A 17,272-nucleotide genomic window follows, 5' to 3' on the forward strand; every position below is an offset into this window, starting at 1 on the left:
TACAAGAAGATACTAACCTACATTACCATGTGTTTATATTTTGATAAACACATTTCATTTTTTTCATTTTATATTATTAAACATTATAAATGTCGCTTTTATATTTTCTTAAATTTAAAGGATTTTTAAACCACTCTATAGTTTGAACTAAGCCTTTTTCTATATCATATTGTGGAGTAAAATCGGTAAGACTTTTGAGCTTGCTATTATCACACCATAGTCTAAATACTTCGCTATTTTCAGGTCTAATGCGTTCGTTTTCTGTGACAAATTCCACATTTGATTTCATCAATTTTTTAACAAGCTCTAAGGTGTCTTTTATGCTTATTTCATAATTTGATCCTATATTTACCACTTCACCTATAGCCTGTTGGCATTTAGCTAGCTCTAAAAAACCTAAACAAGTGTCTTTTACATAATTAAAATCTCTAGTAGGACTTACATCTCCGAGTTTGATTTGCTTAGCGCCATTTGCAATTTGTGTGATAATAGTCGGGATTACCGCCCTTGCACTTTGTCTTGGACCATAAGTATTAAAAGGTCTTGCTATAGTAAGTGGGAGGTTAAATGCATTATAAAAACTCATCGCCATAGAATCAGCACCTATCTTACTTGCTGAGTATGGGCTTTGAGCTTGCAAAGGATGTTTTTCATCAATAGGCACATACAAAGCCGTACCATAAACCTCACTTGTACTTGTGTGAATAATACGCCTTACATTATTTTCTAATGCACTTTGGCAGATATTTAAAGTGCCTTTTATGTTAACATCTACATAGCTATCTGGAGCAACATACGAAAAAGGTATAGCTATCAAAGCTGCCAAATGGAAGATGATTTCCACATCTTTGGTAATGTTTTTACAAAAATGCGGGTCTCTAATGTCCCCACAGACCACTTCAATATCTTTCAAACACTCAATATCTTCAAGCCAACCCCAATAATTAAAAGAATTATACTGACTTAAGGCTTTGATAGTGTAACCATAAAATGGAGAATTATCATCTTTACTTTGTACATAAAGCATTTCCACTAAATGCGAACCTATAAAACCATCTGCACCGGTAACTAATATCTTTTTCATATAACTTCTCATAAATTTTTATATAATAATACCATTTATATAAAAAATAAAGCAATTTTATGGCAAAATTATGAGCATAAAAAACGGAGTTTAAAATACATTAAAAAATTAGCTAATATTTTTCCACATAAGCATTTTAATGAAAAAATATTAGAAGTTTTAGAGAAAGAAATTTTAGGATTAGAGAGTAGAGTTTGGAAAAAATAAAAGTTTTTATCATCAATCTAGAACGCTCAAAAGATAGAAAAAAATTTATGCAAGAACAAATTCAAAAACTTTTTACATACAATCCGGATTTAAAAAATCAACTAGAATTTGAATTTTTTAAAGCCATCGATGGTTCTAAAAATGAGCATTTGCAGTTTAAAAACCACTTCCCATGGTGGTGTCAATTTATACTTGGGCGTGAACTTAGCGATAGTGAAAAATCATGCTTTGCATCTCATTATAGTTTATGGAAAAAATGCCAAGAACTCAATAACCCTATTATCATTTTAGAAGATGATGTTGTTTTTAGTGATGAATTTTTAAACAATTCAAACATCATTGAAAAACTACTAAATAGCAACTATGAATACATAAGATTTTATTATCTTTTTGATAAAAAAACACATCATTTAAACAACAATTTTTGCATAAGTTATGAGAATATCGGCGGCACACAAGGATATTTTTTGCGCCCAAATGCCGCAAAAAAGTTTATCAAAAAGGCAAAAAGTTGGTTTAAACCTGTAGATGATTATATGGATATGTATTATTACAATAAAGCACAAAACATCATCTATAAACCATTTTTACTTGATTTAAATCATGTAGAAACTACCATAACACAAAGAAAAAAGAAACTTAACATACCCTCTAAAATTATAAGAGAGATTATAAGATTTTATTTTTTGATTTTAAAATTGACATATAACAAAAAAATAACTTAAGCAATAAAACCTTTTATAATTCTTTCAGCTTTATTTAAATCTTCAAGATTATCTATATCCAAACTAGCTTTTTCATCCATTATGTAGTAAGTTGTTTTATCTTGCAAAAAAGTTGAATTATTCAAAAATAAATTTGACTTTACTATATAAATTGCACCATTGCTCATATAAGTTTTTGGTAATTTTTGTCTAGGCATAAATGGATATTTATTGTCGCAGATTCCTTTTAAATTACCATTGTCATCTACAAAAGCTTTTAAAATTTTATTATCACACTCTATAACACTTATTAATGCATTTGAGTTTTCATTTTCAAATTTTAAAAAAGCTTCATCTATATGCATACTCATTCTTAAAGGTGAAGTAGGTTGTAACAAAATAATATTTTCATAATCTTTATAAAAATTCAAGGCATGCAATACAACCTTATCACTAGTTGTATCATCTAACGCTAATTCTTTAGGTCTTTTCAACACATCTATATTTTGAGTTTGTCCATACGCCAATATATCATCACTATCACTACTTAAGACAATTTTATCTATATATTTTGATTTTTTTGCCGCATTGATAGTATAATACAATAAAGGCCTATCATGCAAAAGAACCAAATTTTTATTTTTTATACCTTTTGAACCACCTCGAGCAGGTATTATGCCTAAAGTCATTATATATCCCTAAATATTTTTTGCTTGTTTATGGTAAATAAAATATTATTTTTTAATAGTTTATAAAATTGCTCAGAACTATTTAAAAATTCTAGTCTTTTATTTTCAATACTGGCGCATTTATTGGTATTTAAAATTGCTTCTAATATATCTTTTTCTTCTGCTTTTACTCTTATTATTTTATTAACATCAGTTCTGCCATCTTGTCTTGAGCCAACTAAAATTCCATTTACATTAAGATATAAAGCTTCTTTTATTATACAACTTGAATTTCCTATGATAAAATCAGCATTTTTTAGCAAACTTATAAAATACTCAAATCTTAAGGAAGGAAAAATTTTAAATCTTTTATTATTTTTAAGTCTTTCGTAGTTTTGCAAAATTAACTCAAAGCCTAAATCGTTATTTGGGTAAACAACTATATAATTTTTATTACTCTTTATAAGAGCATTTACAAACTCTTCACTTTGTTTATATAAAGAGTTTATTTCGGTTGTAACCGGGTGAAATATAACTATGGCATAATTTTTAAATTCTATATCATAATATTTTTTTGCCTCATCTAAAGATATAGTATTGTTTAGCAATTCTAAATCAGGAGAACCTATAATAAAAATAGATTTCTCATCTTCACCCATTTGTATTAATCTTTTTTTTGCTATTTCATCATTTACTAAATGAATATGTGCTAATTTGCTAATAGCGTGTCTCAAACTCTCATCTATAGTTCCCGAAAGCTCTCCACCTTCTATATGTGCCACCAAGATGTTATTTAAACTTCCTACTATAGCAGCAGCCAAAGGCTCTACTCTATCACCATGCACTACTATCAAATCAGGTTCTATCTCATGTATAAATTTAGAAAAACCATCTATTGTTGATGATAAAGCTTTATCCATCTGATAATACTTATCGTGATTTATATATTTATATATATTTTTAAAACCACATTTTTCTATTTCCGTATACGTAGAGCCAAACTTTTTACTCATATGCATACCGGTTGCAAATATAAACAATTCAAATTCATTTGAATTTTCAACTTTCATCATTAGTGATTTTATTTTAGAAAAATCAGCTCTAGTTCCACTAACAAAAACTATTTTTTTCATTCAAAATCATCCCAAGTTAGTTGTATATTATTTTTTATATCTTTTTTTGCTCTTTTTCCAAGTATGGCTTCAAAATCCTTTGCACTTATGCCACCTTTTGAAGGTCTTTTTACCCAAATATTATCCATAGATAAAATTTCACCCTTTTTTATATCTTTAATACTTACTACGCTAGCAAATGCAAAATCAATAGTTACTTGCTCTTCTTTTAAAGGGTTTTTATTATTATCACCTCTTAAAAGTACCATTTCTTGCGTTTGATTTATAAGATCTTTTAAAGCATTTTCATCCATAGAGCAAACTATATCAGGGCCTTTTCTATCCATGGTATCTGTAAAGTGTCTTTCTAGTACACTTGCTCCTAGCGCAACAGCGCCTAAACAAGCAAGATTGTTTGTAGTGTGATCACTGAGTCCATAAAGACAATTAAATTCTTTATGTAATTCTAACATAGCTTGTAATCTTACTAAATGCGATGGAGTGGGGTATAAATTTGTAGTATGAAGCAAAACAAAAGGTATTTCATAATCTCTAAGTATCTTAACTGTGGGTTTTATACTTTCTATGCTATTCATTCCGGTGCTTATAATCATAGGTTTTTTAAATTGTGCTATATGTTTTATTAAAGGATAATTGTTGCATTCACCTGAGCCTATCTTATAAGCACTTACACCCATATCTTCCAAACGATTTGCTGCAGCTCTACTAAATGGGGTACTAAGATACACCAAACCTTGCTTTTCTACATACTCTTTTAAAGCTAATTCATCTTTATAGTTCAATGCACATTGTTCCATAATCTCATAAATGCTAATATTTGCATTACCCGGTATAACACTTTTAGCTTCTTGACTCATTTCATCTTCAACTATATGAGTTTGGTGTTTTATTATCTTAGCTCCTGCTCTTTTGGCTGCATCTACCATAAGTTTTGCTATCTCTAAACTACCATTATGGTTTATACCTATTTCTGGGATTACCAAAGGATTTTTTTGAGAAATAGTTAATTTATCTATTTTTATTTGCATATTTTTCCTTTAAGTAGTGTTTTAAGTCACTTGGAAGATGGAACAAGTCTTTAAATAGCTTATAATATATATTTTGTTTAAGTTTTAAATCTTGATTTTGCACCTTATATATGGTATTTTTATATTCGGAATTTGGTATCAAAATATCATTTATATAATCACTCGGTTTATCTTTTAATATAAAATTACTATTCTTTATAGGTGCCAAATCTATATATTTACTAATTGATCTATTTTCATTTAAGGTATAGAAATTGATACTATATTTTTCTTTTAAAAAAATTAAAGCATCTAGATCGAAATTTTTAGAATGACCTTCATAAACACTATCTTTATCATTAAAATTTGGTAGTAGACTTAATATATTACACTGTTTACTTTCAAATGCATACATGTTATTTTTATCATCATAAAAATCAATACCTGTCAAATATATATTTTTATATCCTAAAGCAACAGCAGCAGCACACATATAAATTCCAGAAGTTATTCTTTTGTTTTCATAAATTTCATTGTATTTCACAAATACAAGAAAATCATTTATTTTAGATAATACTTCATGCCCTAATAATGCATCACAAAAATAACTAGGAAATAATTTTATAAAATTCTCATCATCTATTAATGGTAAATTAAAAGTAGAGCAAACTATATTTTCTATAATATATTCTCCATTTTGTATGAGTTTTTTACTAGTATAGTATTGCTCAAAAAACACAAAAGGATTAAAAAAGGCATATTTAATATTATTACCCACAAAATATTTATCTTCAAAATAAAACTGATTACATCTAAATACATCAAATTCTTTTGGCAACCTTTTATAATCTATATTTTTTAAACTAGGACCGTTACCGCAAACCAAAGCATTATTTACCAAGAAAGCTTCCTTTGATTAACAAATTTAATTATAATATATTTTATTTACGCTGATTTAAAATAAACATAAAACTAAAGTATACATGAATAATCCTTTAGTCTCTATTATTATACCAATATACAATGTAGCACCGTACCTAAAAGAATGCCTAGATAGTGTTATTAATCAAACTTATAGAAATTTAGATATTATTTTGGTTAATGATGGGAGTGATGATGAAAGCTTAGATATAGCTTTAGAATATCTCAATAAAGATGAAAGAATATTTCTAATCTCTAAGGAAAATGGGGGTCAATCTTCTGCAAGAAATATGGGCTTAGAATTTATAAAAGGGACTAAACTTAGAAGTTTTTTTGAAGATAACATCGAACAAGACATAATCTCTTTTACTTCAACTCACACTTTTGATAAAAATACAAAAATAATTAATAAAGAAACTATAAAATCGAATTTTATACAAATTCAAAAAAGATACATAAAAACAAGTATCGAAAATATAAATGATTTCTTAGTCCAGGAACTACCAAATTCTATAATTCACTTTCTGGATTCTGATGATTATTTTTTAAACAATTGTATAGAACTTTGCGTAAAAGAAATGGTTGAAAAAGATTTAGATATTTGCACACATAACTTTGAAGAATATCGTGAAGAGAAATCTTTTTAAAGATCCAACAATAAATCTAACACAAAAAATTAAAAACTTATTCTTTTTTTTAAATAAGCTTTTATTTATTTTTATGTTATAACATTATATTTAGTTTTAAATTACCAAAAAGATAAATCATGAGTCAAATTTCTATCATACTACCAACTTATAATGTAGAAAAATATATAGCTAGAGCATTAGAAAGTTGTATCAATCAAACTTTTAAAGACATAGAAATCATTATAGTAGATGACCTTGGTAATGATAAAAGCATAGATATAGCTAAAGAATATGCTAGTAAAGATGATAGGATAAAAATCATACACAATGAAGAGAATTTAAAACTTTTAAGAGCAAGATATGAAGGTGTCAAAGTGGCAACTTCACCTTATATAATGTTTTTAGATCCGGATGATTATTTAGAGCTTAATGCTTGTGAAGAATGTGCTAAAATTTTAAACACAAACAAAAAATTAGATTTAGTATTTTTTGATGTATTTGTGTTAAATAACAGTAGTAAAACAGAAAGAAAATTGAATTTTCAAGAAAAATATTATACAAAAAAAGACTTTTTAAAGAAGCTATTAAAAACTAAAAATCTCTTTTGGACAATATGGGGAAAAGTCATAAAAAAAGAGTTATATCTAGATGCCTTTGATCTAATACCACTAGAAAAAAATATTAAAATCAATATGGCCGAAGATGTTTTGCTATATTATCCTTTAATAAATATCTCAAATACTATATTTTGTTTGAATAAAAATCTATATAATTATCAAATAAATAACTCCTCTATAACAGGAGTATCAACATTACAAAATATAAACACAAACATACAACAACAAGATAATGTTGTCAATCTACTAAAAAAAATACAACATAATTACAATTTTAATTTGGCTTTATTGTTTTTAATTAAATATTTTTTATTGATTGAAAAATATTCATTGTCAGGTAAGAAAAATTCCCTTTATTGCAAATTCAATATTTTTTTTAAAAAAATTCAATTTAAATTTTATCGCTTTCTAAAGATGTAAGCTTTTTGTATATTTGCTTTAGCACTCTATATTCTAGCATTTCAAAGTCTATTTGATTTTTTAATTTTTCTTTATTATCCTTAATAAATTCATCCAAGTCAATCCAAGTTAATTGATTACAATCGTTTTTTCTGCAACTTTTTATAAATGGGAAATGATAATTATTAAGTTCTGTATAAAAGAAAACTTTCTTTTTAAAAGATAAAACTTCATAAGATTTTGTAAATTTTGATTTAATATCAACTATATTCCAATTAAAACTATTTCTTTCAATCAGCACTTCTCTCCAAAATAAATTAGTATTTTGTATCAATAAGCAGTCTCCAGGAGCCCTTAAAACCATTCCATCTCTATCCTGATAAACATAAAATTTCCCATCGTTAAATACAAAATCTATTCTAGAATAACTAACCACATGATAATCTTTTTTAGGTATATAAAAACTCTTGTATAGCCTTTTAGCATCATAGTAATGATCTACATCTATTTTTATAAGCCATTCTCCTTGAGGAATAAAACTTGCAATATAATTATAATAGCTATAAAGTTTATTTTCTTCACCTTGTGGATTTTCAATTTGCACTTCATAAGGATATTTTACTGGTATAAAAGAAGGATACTGCTTACAAAATTCTAAAATAATTTCCTCACTTCCATCGGTACAGTCATTATATCCTATAACACCTCTTTGTATGGCGGGCAATATGCTCTCTAGCGAAGCTCTTAAGGTTGTAGCCTCATTCTTTACCCTTATAAAAGCCCAAGGATTTAAAGGAGTTTTTGGGTCTTTTGATTTTGGATCAAAATCAAAAAATCCTTTATGTTTTTTTGTATTACAAATAGTTTTATTAACTTCAAGAAAGTAATCATTGGAAAACAAGTTCATTTTATATGCTAAATTTCCATTTAATACAGAATCTATTTTTTGTAATGTAATAATCTTGTTATCCAAAAAAAATCTTATTTTTTTTCTTATATGACTTATAGGTATAAAAAATAAAAATATTTTTATAATTATCTCTCTTGTTTTCATGCTCTCTTGTTTTTCTTTTTTGGATATAATATAAAAAATCAATCTAATGAAAGTATACATGAATAATCCTTTAGTCTCTATTATTATACCAATATACAATGTAGCACCGTACCTAAAAGAATGCCTAGATAGTGTTATTAATCAAACTTATAGAAATTTAGATATTATTTTGGTTAACGATGGGGGTGATGATGAAAGCTTAGATATAGCTTTAGAATATCTCAATAAAGATGAAAGAATATTTCTAATCTCTAAGGAAAATGGGGGACTAAGCTCCGCAAGAAATATGGGCTTAGAATTTATAAAAGGGACTAAACTTAGAAGTTTTTTTGAAGATAACATCGAACAAGACATAATCTCTTTTACTTCAACTCACACTTTTGATAAAAATACAAAAATAATTAATAAAGAAACTATAAAATCGAATTTTATACAAATTCAAAAAAGATACATAAAAACAAGTATCGAAAATATAAATGATTTCTTAGTCCAGGAACTACCAAATTCTATAATTCACTTTCTGGATTCTGATGATTATTTTTTAAACAATTGTATAGAACTTTGCGTAAAAGAAATGGTTGAAAAAGATTTAGATATTTGCACACATAATCATCAAGAAGACAATGAAACTACTGGAAAAACTACAAAAAAATTTTTTGAAAAGCTACCCGGCAACAGTAAATATAACCCATCATACCTAATAAAGCTAAATAAAAAATACAATTTCTATTTTACATGGCAAGGTGCTTTTCAAGCTAATATATTAAATCAATATAATCTTCGTTTCACTCATGGAATTTACCACGAAGACCATGATTTTGGAACCATACTATTTTACTTAGCAAACAAAATGTTCCATACCGAAAAAACATTATTAACCTATAGAATCCGACAAGGCAGCATTACTAATTTTGATAATTCAACAAAAAAAATACCAAAATCTTTACACCATTTAAAAAATTATTTTAAAAACTACTTAGAACTTAGAATATATTTTAAAATATATTGTGATATTGTAATCGCACAAAACATATATCTTTTTAATCAATATATAAATGATGACTTTTTGAAAAAAAGTATTAAAAGATATTATATTCATTATTTTGATATAAAAATCACAAATGATCCTTTAAATTTAAAAAATGAAATTCGAACATTTGTAAAAAATATAACATTATATAACATATACCTAAAACTAAGAAATTACATAAGACACCCAAAAAAAATAATAGGCTTCAAATGTATCATATAGTTTTTAGCGCCGATGAATCATATATAAAATATACCGCGGTTTTAATTACAAGTATAGTATTTAACACAAACAAACACCAAAAGATGAGAAATGAAAAATATTATTTTCACATACTAAGCAATTTTGTCAGTAATAAAAATCGAAATAAACTTTTAAAATTACAAAATACATTAGATAAACTATTTCCATGTGAAATTATCATTCATATTCAAAACGATAATGATTTTATTAATTTTCCAAATTCAGGAGCTGCCCATAGTTTAAAAATTCCCTACTATAGGTTAAAATTAAGCCTAATTTTTAACAAAAATATCGAAAAGTGTTTGTATTTAGATTCTGACATGCTCTGTATGTGCGACATAAGAAAAATATTTACCATAGATCTTCATAATAAAATAGCAGGGGTTGTTGGTGATCTTGGATCTAAAAAAAATAAAATAAAATACATAGAAAACAATAAAAAAATAATTCATCGCTTCGATGAAAATTATTTCAACTCAGGTTTTTTACTTATCAACTTAAAAGAATGGAATAAACACAATATAGAGCAAAAATGCGAGGATTTAGCTAGTAAATGCTACTATATAAAAGCCGCGGATCAGGATTTGCTAAATGCGGTCATAAAACCACAACATCAATTAAAATTTGACTTTTCTTATAACTTCAGCACTGTTGCATTTTGTTATGTAATCTGCAAAGATGAGAGTAAAAATAGACTAAACTACACTCGTTCTGAGTTTAATATTGCTAGTAAAAATCCAAAAATTCTTCATTATGGAGAGAAGCCTTGGAGATTTTTAAAATCTTATTTTGATTATAATAACAAAAATATAAATGACCATTGGTGGCAAATAGCAGAAAATACCCCTATCTTCAACCGTGAACTACTTAAAAACAAACTCAAAACTAATACTCATTTATTGTGTGCTGGATTAGGACAAGAACTCTTAAAAGCTACTTTAAAATTCAACTTATTTAAGATTTACTTTTTAATCAAACGAACAAATGATGATTCACGGTATATATATCAAGCAAAGAAAATTCAAGATAATATCTTTGGGGTTTGCTGCATATTAGGCACTGCTATTTTATATGCTAGAAACTCCAATAAAAATTTCTTTAGCGTATATTTTAAATCCTTAAAAATTATTTATCATTTTAAAAAATATGCAAATAAATCGAGAGCTTAATAACCTTTGTTATTTTTACATAATTTTTCTTAAAAAATTGCAAAAAGATATTTTCTTTTACCCTTTGATTTATTTGCAAACCCTTATAAGTTGCTATCCTCTCAATTAAATACCCATTTTTATCATCTTCTATAATACCACCAGAGTCTAATATCAGTATTAAAGGTGATACTTAAAAGTATAATTTACACTCTCAACCAAAACCTTTCCAATAGCCACACATTATATAAATACCAGATTACAAATATTCCTTTTTTATATCTTTTGCAAAAGATTTTAATATGACTAAATTTTCAATCTTATAATCTTTTATTTTGCTTTTTATAGTATTTTTTAATTCACTCTCTTCAACTATATTTAAACCCACTCTTTGTATTTTATATCTTCTTGCACATGTTTACAAATTTTAACTTGACCAACAATACGTATCAAAATAATTATTTTTTTCTTCTATATTTTTTAAACTCATATGAACAAAATTGATATATTTTGTATTTTTATTTTTAAAGAAAGGAAAATGAGGGCAATTATTAAAAATCATCACATCAATATTTTTATATCTTTGTTTTAGTAAAAAACTCTCATAATGCTTATAAATATAGCTTATAAAATAATTTTTCTTTTTTTACATCAGCTCTTGATTTATTATGCAAATAATCTATTTTAATATTGTCATTTAATTTATAAACTACATCAATTCCTTGTTTATAAAAACTAAAAATTTTATATCATGCCCAAGCTCAAAAAGTGCATTTGCCAAATTTGCAACAACCCTTTCGGCACCACCTCCTATGGTAATACCCCGTCCCCAATTAAGTAATAAAATTTTCATTTCCAAGTCACTTTTTCATTTTTTACAGTATCAAGATAAATTTGATGATTGATTTCAAGCATATTTTTGCTATTTTCTTCATGGTAAATATGATAAGCTAGGGCATTAAATTTAAGCCTTTTAAATGCTCCGTCATTAAATAAAAATCTAGCTACAAACTCGCTATCTTCCCTACCCCAGCCTATAAATTTTTCATTAAATCCCCCAATAACTTCAAAATCACTTTTATAAAAACTCATATTACAAGTTTTACTACCTTTGACAAGTTGTGATTTTTTAAAAAATTTCTTAGTTAATTTTGAAAATTTATATACACATTTAGCTAAAAAAATATTTCTTTGATTTTTCAAACCCTTTTTGTTAAAAGCCAAACTAAAATCATTTTTACTTAAAAGTTCTTTACTTTCTTCTTCACCTAAAATAATTCTTGATCCTTGCAAAATAGTCTTTAAACTGGCAAATTTTAAATGATCTCTGATAAAATTTTTTTCTAAAATCATATCACCATCGATTAAAACAATATATTCACTATTTGAAGCCCTAATCGCTTTGTTGCGGCTTGCCGCAGCACGAAATCCCTCATCTTCTTGCCAAATATGCTCTAACTTGCAAGGAAAATCTTTTTGATAAGCTTGTATAAGCTTAGCCGTATCTTCCTTGCTTCCATCATCAGCTATTAAAACCTCATCTGGTAAAGGTTCTAAGTTTTTAACACTATCAAGCACCAAAGCAAGTCTTTCTTTTTGATTATAGGTTGTGATGATTAAAGCACAAGTTTTTGGCTTTTGCTTTTTTAACTCATATAATTTCATATATTTAAAAAAAGCCCCAAGACCATTGCAAGTACTTATGATAAAGCCTTTATAACCATAAAAAATTCCCTTTTTTAAAGCATAATTTCTAAAAAAAGTCCAAATTCCTCTTAGCAAAGCTTTACAAACACTACTTTCTTTATGTAAATTTTGCAAAGCCCAAAGTTTGGAGTATTTTTGAAGTTTATCTAACAATCCATCGATATCATCAAAAGCAAAATGCCTCAAACCATTTTGCAGTTTAATCTTTTTACTGTCTTCGTGCAAAATCAAACTCTCATGCACCAAATTTTCATTAAAACTAGTATGAGTTTTATTAAACACACGCATTACATGATCAGGCCACCACCCACAAGCTTTAATCCACTCTCCATTGTATAAATTTTCTCTTGGTAAGGCTATGATATCTTCTTTATTGGGCTCAATTTGCTTTAGTTCTTGTAAAAATTCTTTCTTAGCAAGCTCATCTGCATCAATATTAAAAATCCAATCATTACTAGCATAACTTATAGCTAAATTTTTCAAAGGTCCAAAACCTATAAATTCATGCTGATAAATCTTGATATTTTTATAACCTTTACTAAATTCATAAGCAATTTTCAAAGTATCATCATTGCTACCATTTTCTATCAAAACGATCTCACCAAATTCTTGCAAAGACTCCAAGCAAGCTTTTAAAGTTTTTTGGGCATTTTTAACCATCATTATCACACTAATTTGCTTTAAATCCATATTAAGCTTCTTTTTAATAAAATTTATATTATATTTTATAAAAGAAGTATACATGAATAATCCTTTAGTCTCTATTATTATACCAATATACAATGTAGCACCGTACCTAAAAGAATGCCTAGATAGTGTTATTAATCAAACTTATAGAAATTTAGATATTATTTTGGTTAATGATGGGAGTGATGATGAAAGCTTAGATATAGCTTTAGAATATCTCAATAAAGATGAAAGAATATTTCTAATCTCTAAGGAAAATGGGGGTCAATCTTCTGCAAGAAATATGGGCTTAGAATTTATAAAAGGGACTAAACTTAGAAGTTTTTTTGAAGATAACATCGAACAAGACATAATCTCTTTTACTTCAACTCACACTTTTGATAAAAATACAAAAATAATTAATAAAGAAACTATAAAATCGAATTTTATACAAATTCAAAAAAGATACATAAAAACAAGTATCGAAAATATAAATGATTTCTTAGTCCAGGAACTACCAAATTCTATAATTCACTTTCTGGATTCTGATGATTATTTTTTAAACAATTGTATAGAACTTTGCGTAAAAGAAATGGTTGAAAAAGATTTAGATATTTGCACACATAACTTGTGTAGATTTCTAGAAAATCAAAATAAATTTACCAATAAGCACCACTTTGACATACCAAATCACATCAAAACTCATTTTTGTGATTTAGCCTCAAATATTATAATTAATAGCAAAAGATACTCTTTTGTTTTTACATGGCAAGGTGCTTTTCAAGCTAATATATTAAATCAATATAATCTTCGTTTCACTCATGGAATTTATAACGAGGATAATGATTTTGGAATTATATTATTTATGCTTTCAAAAAAATTTTTTTTCATCAATACTATTTTAATGGTTTATAGGGTAAGAGACAATTCTTCTAGCTCAAAAAAAATAAGACATTCGCAAATTCCAAAATATTTACATGAAATTAATTTATATTTTAATGATATTGACAAAGCAAAAGCGTATTTTTACCATTTTTGCTTGGTAAAATCCGGCATTGCAATTCACAACTTTTATACAGCTTTTACAAATAAAAACAAGCAAAGTGATATTTTTTTTCACAACTCCCTGTCTTGGCATTGTAATATTATAAAAACAAACCTAAGCATCGATCCGCTAAATATAAAGAAATTATCAAATTTCTTTAAACAAAATAAAATATTAATGGTTAAACATATTTTTATTTATCTTATACGCCATCCCAAAAAAATTAAAAATTTAAAAAATTTATTTTTATCTAATACTTCTCTGTTTTTTTAAACCTCTTATGAAAGAAAAAATACTCATCAGGTTTAAATTTAATCATCTCTTCGCAACATTTTGCTTGGTATTTGGTAAGCTCTTCTACACTTGCCTTACTTGCTTCTAAGGCCTTAAAAGTTTTTACAAAAAATTTTTCATCTTTTTGATACACAAAACAAGGCAAAATCATAGCATTTGTTTTTTTTGCAAGCACGCTTGCACCTGCTATGAAATTTACCTCTTGATCAAAATACTGTATTTTTATACTTTCACTATCTACTGCATTTTGATCAGTTAAAATTCCAAGAGACTTGCCTTCTTTTAAGGCTTTTAGCATTTTTTTAAGTCCACCTTTTTTTTCTATAAGCTCTATGTTAAACTGCGTGCGATTTTTGCTTAAAATTTTATCCATTACCATACTATCAAGCGCTCTTCCAACTATGGAAATTCCTTGAAACTTAGCCCCAAAAGATAAAGCCAAAAGCTCCCAGTTGCCATAATGGGCCGTAGTTACGATCAAAGGTTTTTTGCTTTGCATTATATTTAAAATTTGTTCCTCATCATCAAAGCAAATTTTATTGATGATTTCTTCTTTACTTGCATTTTGATTTTTGATAAAATCAATCCCAAATTTAGCAAAATTTTTATAGATATTAAGGCTAGTTTCATCACGCCATTTTTGATCTTTTTCAGGAAAGCAAATTTTTAAATTAACATCGATGATTTTACGGTGCTTACGATTTAACTTATAAGTGATTAAAGCAACCAAATTTGCAAAAGAATTTAAAAGTTTTGCAGGTAAAATTCCCACAAGCACCTTTAATGCATAAAAAAGACTTAAATATACATAATTTATCATTTTTCTAAAAGCTCACAAGCAAGTTTAAAAATATCTTTTTCATCGATATTTTGTATACAAAAATCACTCTTATCTATATGCTTTGATTGCGATATTTTTTTACCTGCATTGATTGTTTTATTGATATTGGTTTCATAGGTATTTCTTTGACTAGGAGTAGCACCAAAGATCGTTATAGAAGGTTTGTTTAATGCAAAAGCTAAATGAGTAGGCCCACTATCATTTCCGATGATTAGATCACTTACCTTGGTTAAAGCACAAAGCTCACTTAAGCTTAATTTTGGCGCAAGTTCTATTTTTAGATGTTTTAAATTTAAAACCATATCTTTAGCAAAATTAAATTCCCCTACATTGCCCCAGCCAAGTATGATTTTTGCACTAGCAAAATGCTCCAAAAGCATTCTACAAAGTAGTATCAAACGCTCTTTTGGGTAAATTTTATTTGGCATAGATGATCCTACATGTATGAGTATGTTAGGCGCACTTTCATTCAAAGATAATCTTTGCTCTAAGCTTTCCTTTAACTCATCATCTATACTAAAGCAACTTTGTTTTAATTCTATATCACTATGATCAAAATGCTCATTTAACACATAAGCCACCAAAGAAAGATTACGCACGACAATATTTTCTTCATAATTACACGCAAATTTATGCGCATAAAAATTACTCGCGAAGCTTTCTTTTATGCTTTCTTGATCAAAACCAAAAGTATTAGCGCATAAAAATTTACTCACCAATGCAGACTTGATTAAACCTTGTAAATCAATCACAACATCATATTTGTTTTGTCTTGCTTCAAAAAGCATAGCAAAGACTTCTTTGAATTTTCTATCTTTTAAAGGTAGGGCATATACTTCATTGATCATTGGATGATCTTGCAATAATCCTGCAAATCTTGCATCTACAAACCAATCAATACTCGCCTTAGGATAATGCTTTTTAATAAATTGCAAAACAATCACCGCATGGATGATATCACCAAGTGCAGATAATTTAACCAAACCTATTTTCATGTGCTACTTTATTTTTAAATTTTCTGTTATGATTTTAACAAAGATTTTTTTAAAAAAAGGTTTATTATGCAAGAATATATTTGCGTTTTTGATTGTGAGAGCATTCCTGATGTAGAATTAATAAAACATCTTTATGGTTTTAATGGTGATGATTTAAGCATTAGCAAGCAAGCTTTAGAAAAACAAAAAGAAGAAAGCGGAAGTGAGTTTTTACCCCTGCCTTTTCATAAAGTTGTAAGTATTTGCGCAGTGATTGCAGATAAATTTGGAAATTTCATCAAAGTTAATAAAATCAAAGGCGAAAGCGAAAAACAAATGCTAGAAGAATTTTTTAACTTCATAGATAAACACCAACCTCGCCTTGTAAGTTTTAATGGCAAAAGCTATGATATGCCTTTACTTGTTATAAGAGCGTTAAAATACAACATCAACGCAAGTGCTTATTTAGATGCAAGTGATAAATGGAATAACTACAAAAGCAAATTTATAGAAAATAAACACTGTGATTTATTAGAATCTTTAGGGAGTTTTGGTCAAAAAGGCTTAAGACTTGACACACTTTGTGCTATGGCAGGACTTCCTGGAAAGTATGATGTGCATGGAAATGAGGTATTAGAACTCTTTTATCAAAACAAATTAGAAAAAATTCACGAATACTGTGAAAGTGATGTGTTAAACACTTATATGCTATTTTTAAAATACGAACTCATCAAGGGCAACTTAACCCAAGAAGATTATCTTAATATTTTAGAAAATTTCAAAGAAGAACTTTTGCAAAAACACAGCGATAAAAGCTATCAAAAGCCATTTTTAGAGGCCATAGAAAAAGAAAAGAGTAAAGTTTTAAATTAATTAAGAAAAGTATATTAAAATAACTAAT

General features: G+C 27.0%; 16 protein-coding genes and 1 pseudogene. 7 read left to right on the forward strand and 10 right to left on the reverse strand.

What is annotated here, in order from left to right; all coding sequences use genetic code 11:
* Window positions 1–76: 76 nt before the first annotated feature.
* On the reverse strand, window positions 77–1,084 hold the full coding sequence (locus tag A0083_RS06445; protein WP_197552900.1) for an NAD-dependent 4,6-dehydratase LegB: 1,008 nt from the start codon (window positions 1,082–1,084) through the stop codon (window positions 77–79).
* A gap of 203 nt (window positions 1,085–1,287) precedes the next feature.
* Between A0083_RS06445 and A0083_RS06450 the strand changes: the two genes are divergently transcribed.
* Window positions 1,288–2,016: a glycosyltransferase family 25 protein gene (locus A0083_RS06450; RefSeq protein WP_197554647.1), complete on the forward strand. Its 729-nt coding sequence runs from the start codon at window positions 1,288–1,290 to the stop codon at window positions 2,014–2,016.
* Here A0083_RS06450 and A0083_RS06455 read toward each other — a convergent pair.
* Genes A0083_RS06455 through A0083_RS06470 form a run of 4 tightly spaced genes read right to left on the reverse strand, consistent with a single transcriptional unit; the run spans window position 2,013 to window position 5,704 of the window.
* Complete coding sequence (locus A0083_RS06455) at window positions 2,013–2,684, reverse strand: acylneuraminate cytidylyltransferase family protein (RefSeq protein ID WP_197552902.1); 672 nt, start codon at window positions 2,682–2,684, stop codon at window positions 2,013–2,015. The two genes, A0083_RS06450 and A0083_RS06455, sit on opposite strands and share 4 nt — an antisense overlap.
* Complete coding sequence (gene neuC, locus A0083_RS06460; protein WP_197552904.1) at window positions 2,684–3,796, reverse strand: UDP-N-acetylglucosamine 2-epimerase; 1,113 nt, start codon at window positions 3,794–3,796, stop codon at window positions 2,684–2,686. The genes A0083_RS06455 and neuC overlap by 1 nt, the downstream gene beginning before the upstream one ends.
* A complete protein-coding gene (gene neuB1, locus A0083_RS06465) occupies window positions 3,793–4,824 on the reverse strand; it encodes a sialic acid synthase (protein WP_197552906.1) in 1,032 nt (343 codons plus the stop codon). Before neuB1 ends, neuC begins: the two co-directional genes overlap by 4 nt.
* On the reverse strand, window positions 4,805–5,704 hold the full coding sequence (locus A0083_RS06470; protein WP_197552908.1) for an alpha-2,3-sialyltransferase: 900 nt from the start codon (window positions 5,702–5,704) through the stop codon (window positions 4,805–4,807). Before A0083_RS06470 ends, neuB1 begins: the two co-directional genes overlap by 20 nt.
* Window positions 5,705–5,786: 82 nt before the next feature.
* Between A0083_RS06470 and A0083_RS08325 the strand changes: the two are divergent.
* Both A0083_RS08325 and A0083_RS06480 read left to right on the forward strand, forming a co-directional pair.
* Window positions 5,787–6,036 (forward strand): annotated as a pseudogene (locus A0083_RS08325) (glycosyltransferase family 2 protein); the annotation flags it as partial.
* Window positions 6,037–6,490: 454 nt separating this feature from the next.
* Window positions 6,491–7,390, forward strand: a complete 900-nt coding sequence (locus tag A0083_RS06480) for a glycosyltransferase family 2 protein (protein WP_197552912.1) — start codon at window positions 6,491–6,493, stop codon at window positions 7,388–7,390.
* On the opposite strand, the gene A0083_RS06485 is transcribed toward A0083_RS06480, so the two are convergent.
* On the reverse strand, window positions 7,362–8,423 hold the full coding sequence (locus A0083_RS06485; RefSeq protein WP_197554649.1) for a beta-1,4-N-acetylgalactosaminyltransferase: 1,062 nt from the start codon (window positions 8,421–8,423) through the stop codon (window positions 7,362–7,364). The two genes, A0083_RS06480 and A0083_RS06485, sit on opposite strands and share 29 nt — an antisense overlap.
* A gap of 58 nt (window positions 8,424–8,481) precedes the next feature.
* Between A0083_RS06485 and A0083_RS06490 the strand changes: the two genes are divergently transcribed.
* The gene (locus A0083_RS06490) at window positions 8,482–9,675 is read left to right on the forward strand and encodes a glycosyltransferase family 2 protein (protein ID WP_197552914.1); all 1,194 of its coding nucleotides are present in this window, start codon (window positions 8,482–8,484) and stop codon (window positions 9,673–9,675) included.
* Complete coding sequence (locus A0083_RS06495) at window positions 9,663–10,865, forward strand: glycosyltransferase family 8 protein (RefSeq protein ID WP_197552916.1); 1,203 nt, start codon at window positions 9,663–9,665, stop codon at window positions 10,863–10,865. Before A0083_RS06490 ends, A0083_RS06495 begins: the two co-directional genes overlap by 13 nt.
* 688 nt (window positions 10,866–11,553) lie before the next feature.
* On the opposite strand, the gene A0083_RS08165 is transcribed toward A0083_RS06495, so the two are convergent.
* Together A0083_RS08165 and A0083_RS06505 are read right to left on the reverse strand one after the other, a co-directional pair.
* Window positions 11,554–11,697, reverse strand: coding sequence for a hypothetical protein (locus A0083_RS08165; protein WP_232087557.1), 144 nt, complete (start codon window positions 11,695–11,697; stop codon window positions 11,554–11,556).
* A complete protein-coding gene (locus A0083_RS06505) occupies window positions 11,694–13,241 on the reverse strand; it encodes a glycosyltransferase family 2 protein (protein ID WP_197554651.1) in 1,548 nt (515 codons plus the stop codon). Before A0083_RS06505 ends, A0083_RS08165 begins: the two co-directional genes overlap by 4 nt.
* 52 nt (window positions 13,242–13,293) lie before the next feature.
* Here A0083_RS06505 and A0083_RS06510 point away from each other — a divergent pair, with 52 nt between their 5' ends.
* The gene (locus A0083_RS06510; protein WP_197552918.1) at window positions 13,294–14,535 is read left to right on the forward strand and encodes a glycosyltransferase family 2 protein; all 1,242 of its coding nucleotides are present in this window, start codon (window positions 13,294–13,296) and stop codon (window positions 14,533–14,535) included.
* Here the strand turns inward: A0083_RS06510 and A0083_RS06515 are convergent.
* Together A0083_RS06515 and waaC are read right to left on the reverse strand one after the other, a co-directional pair.
* Complete coding sequence (locus A0083_RS06515; RefSeq protein WP_197552920.1) at window positions 14,513–15,376, reverse strand: lipid A biosynthesis lauroyl acyltransferase; 864 nt, start codon at window positions 15,374–15,376, stop codon at window positions 14,513–14,515. The genes A0083_RS06510 and A0083_RS06515 overlap by 23 nt on opposite strands.
* Entirely contained in the window at window positions 15,373–16,392 is a 1,020-nt protein-coding gene (waaC, locus tag A0083_RS06520; protein WP_043020117.1) for a lipopolysaccharide heptosyltransferase I, read from the reverse strand. Before waaC ends, A0083_RS06515 begins: the two co-directional genes overlap by 4 nt.
* A 66-nt stretch (window positions 16,393–16,458) precedes the next feature.
* Between waaC and A0083_RS06525 the strand changes: the two genes are divergently transcribed.
* Window positions 16,459–17,244, forward strand: coding sequence for a 3'-5' exonuclease (locus A0083_RS06525; protein WP_120759914.1), 786 nt, complete (start codon window positions 16,459–16,461; stop codon window positions 17,242–17,244).
* Window positions 17,245–17,272: the final 28 nt, after the last annotated feature.

Origin of the sequence: Campylobacter sp. 2014D-0216, from assembly GCF_014931215.1 — a bacterium.
Classification (GTDB): domain Bacteria; phylum Campylobacterota; class Campylobacteria; order Campylobacterales; family Campylobacteraceae; genus Campylobacter_D.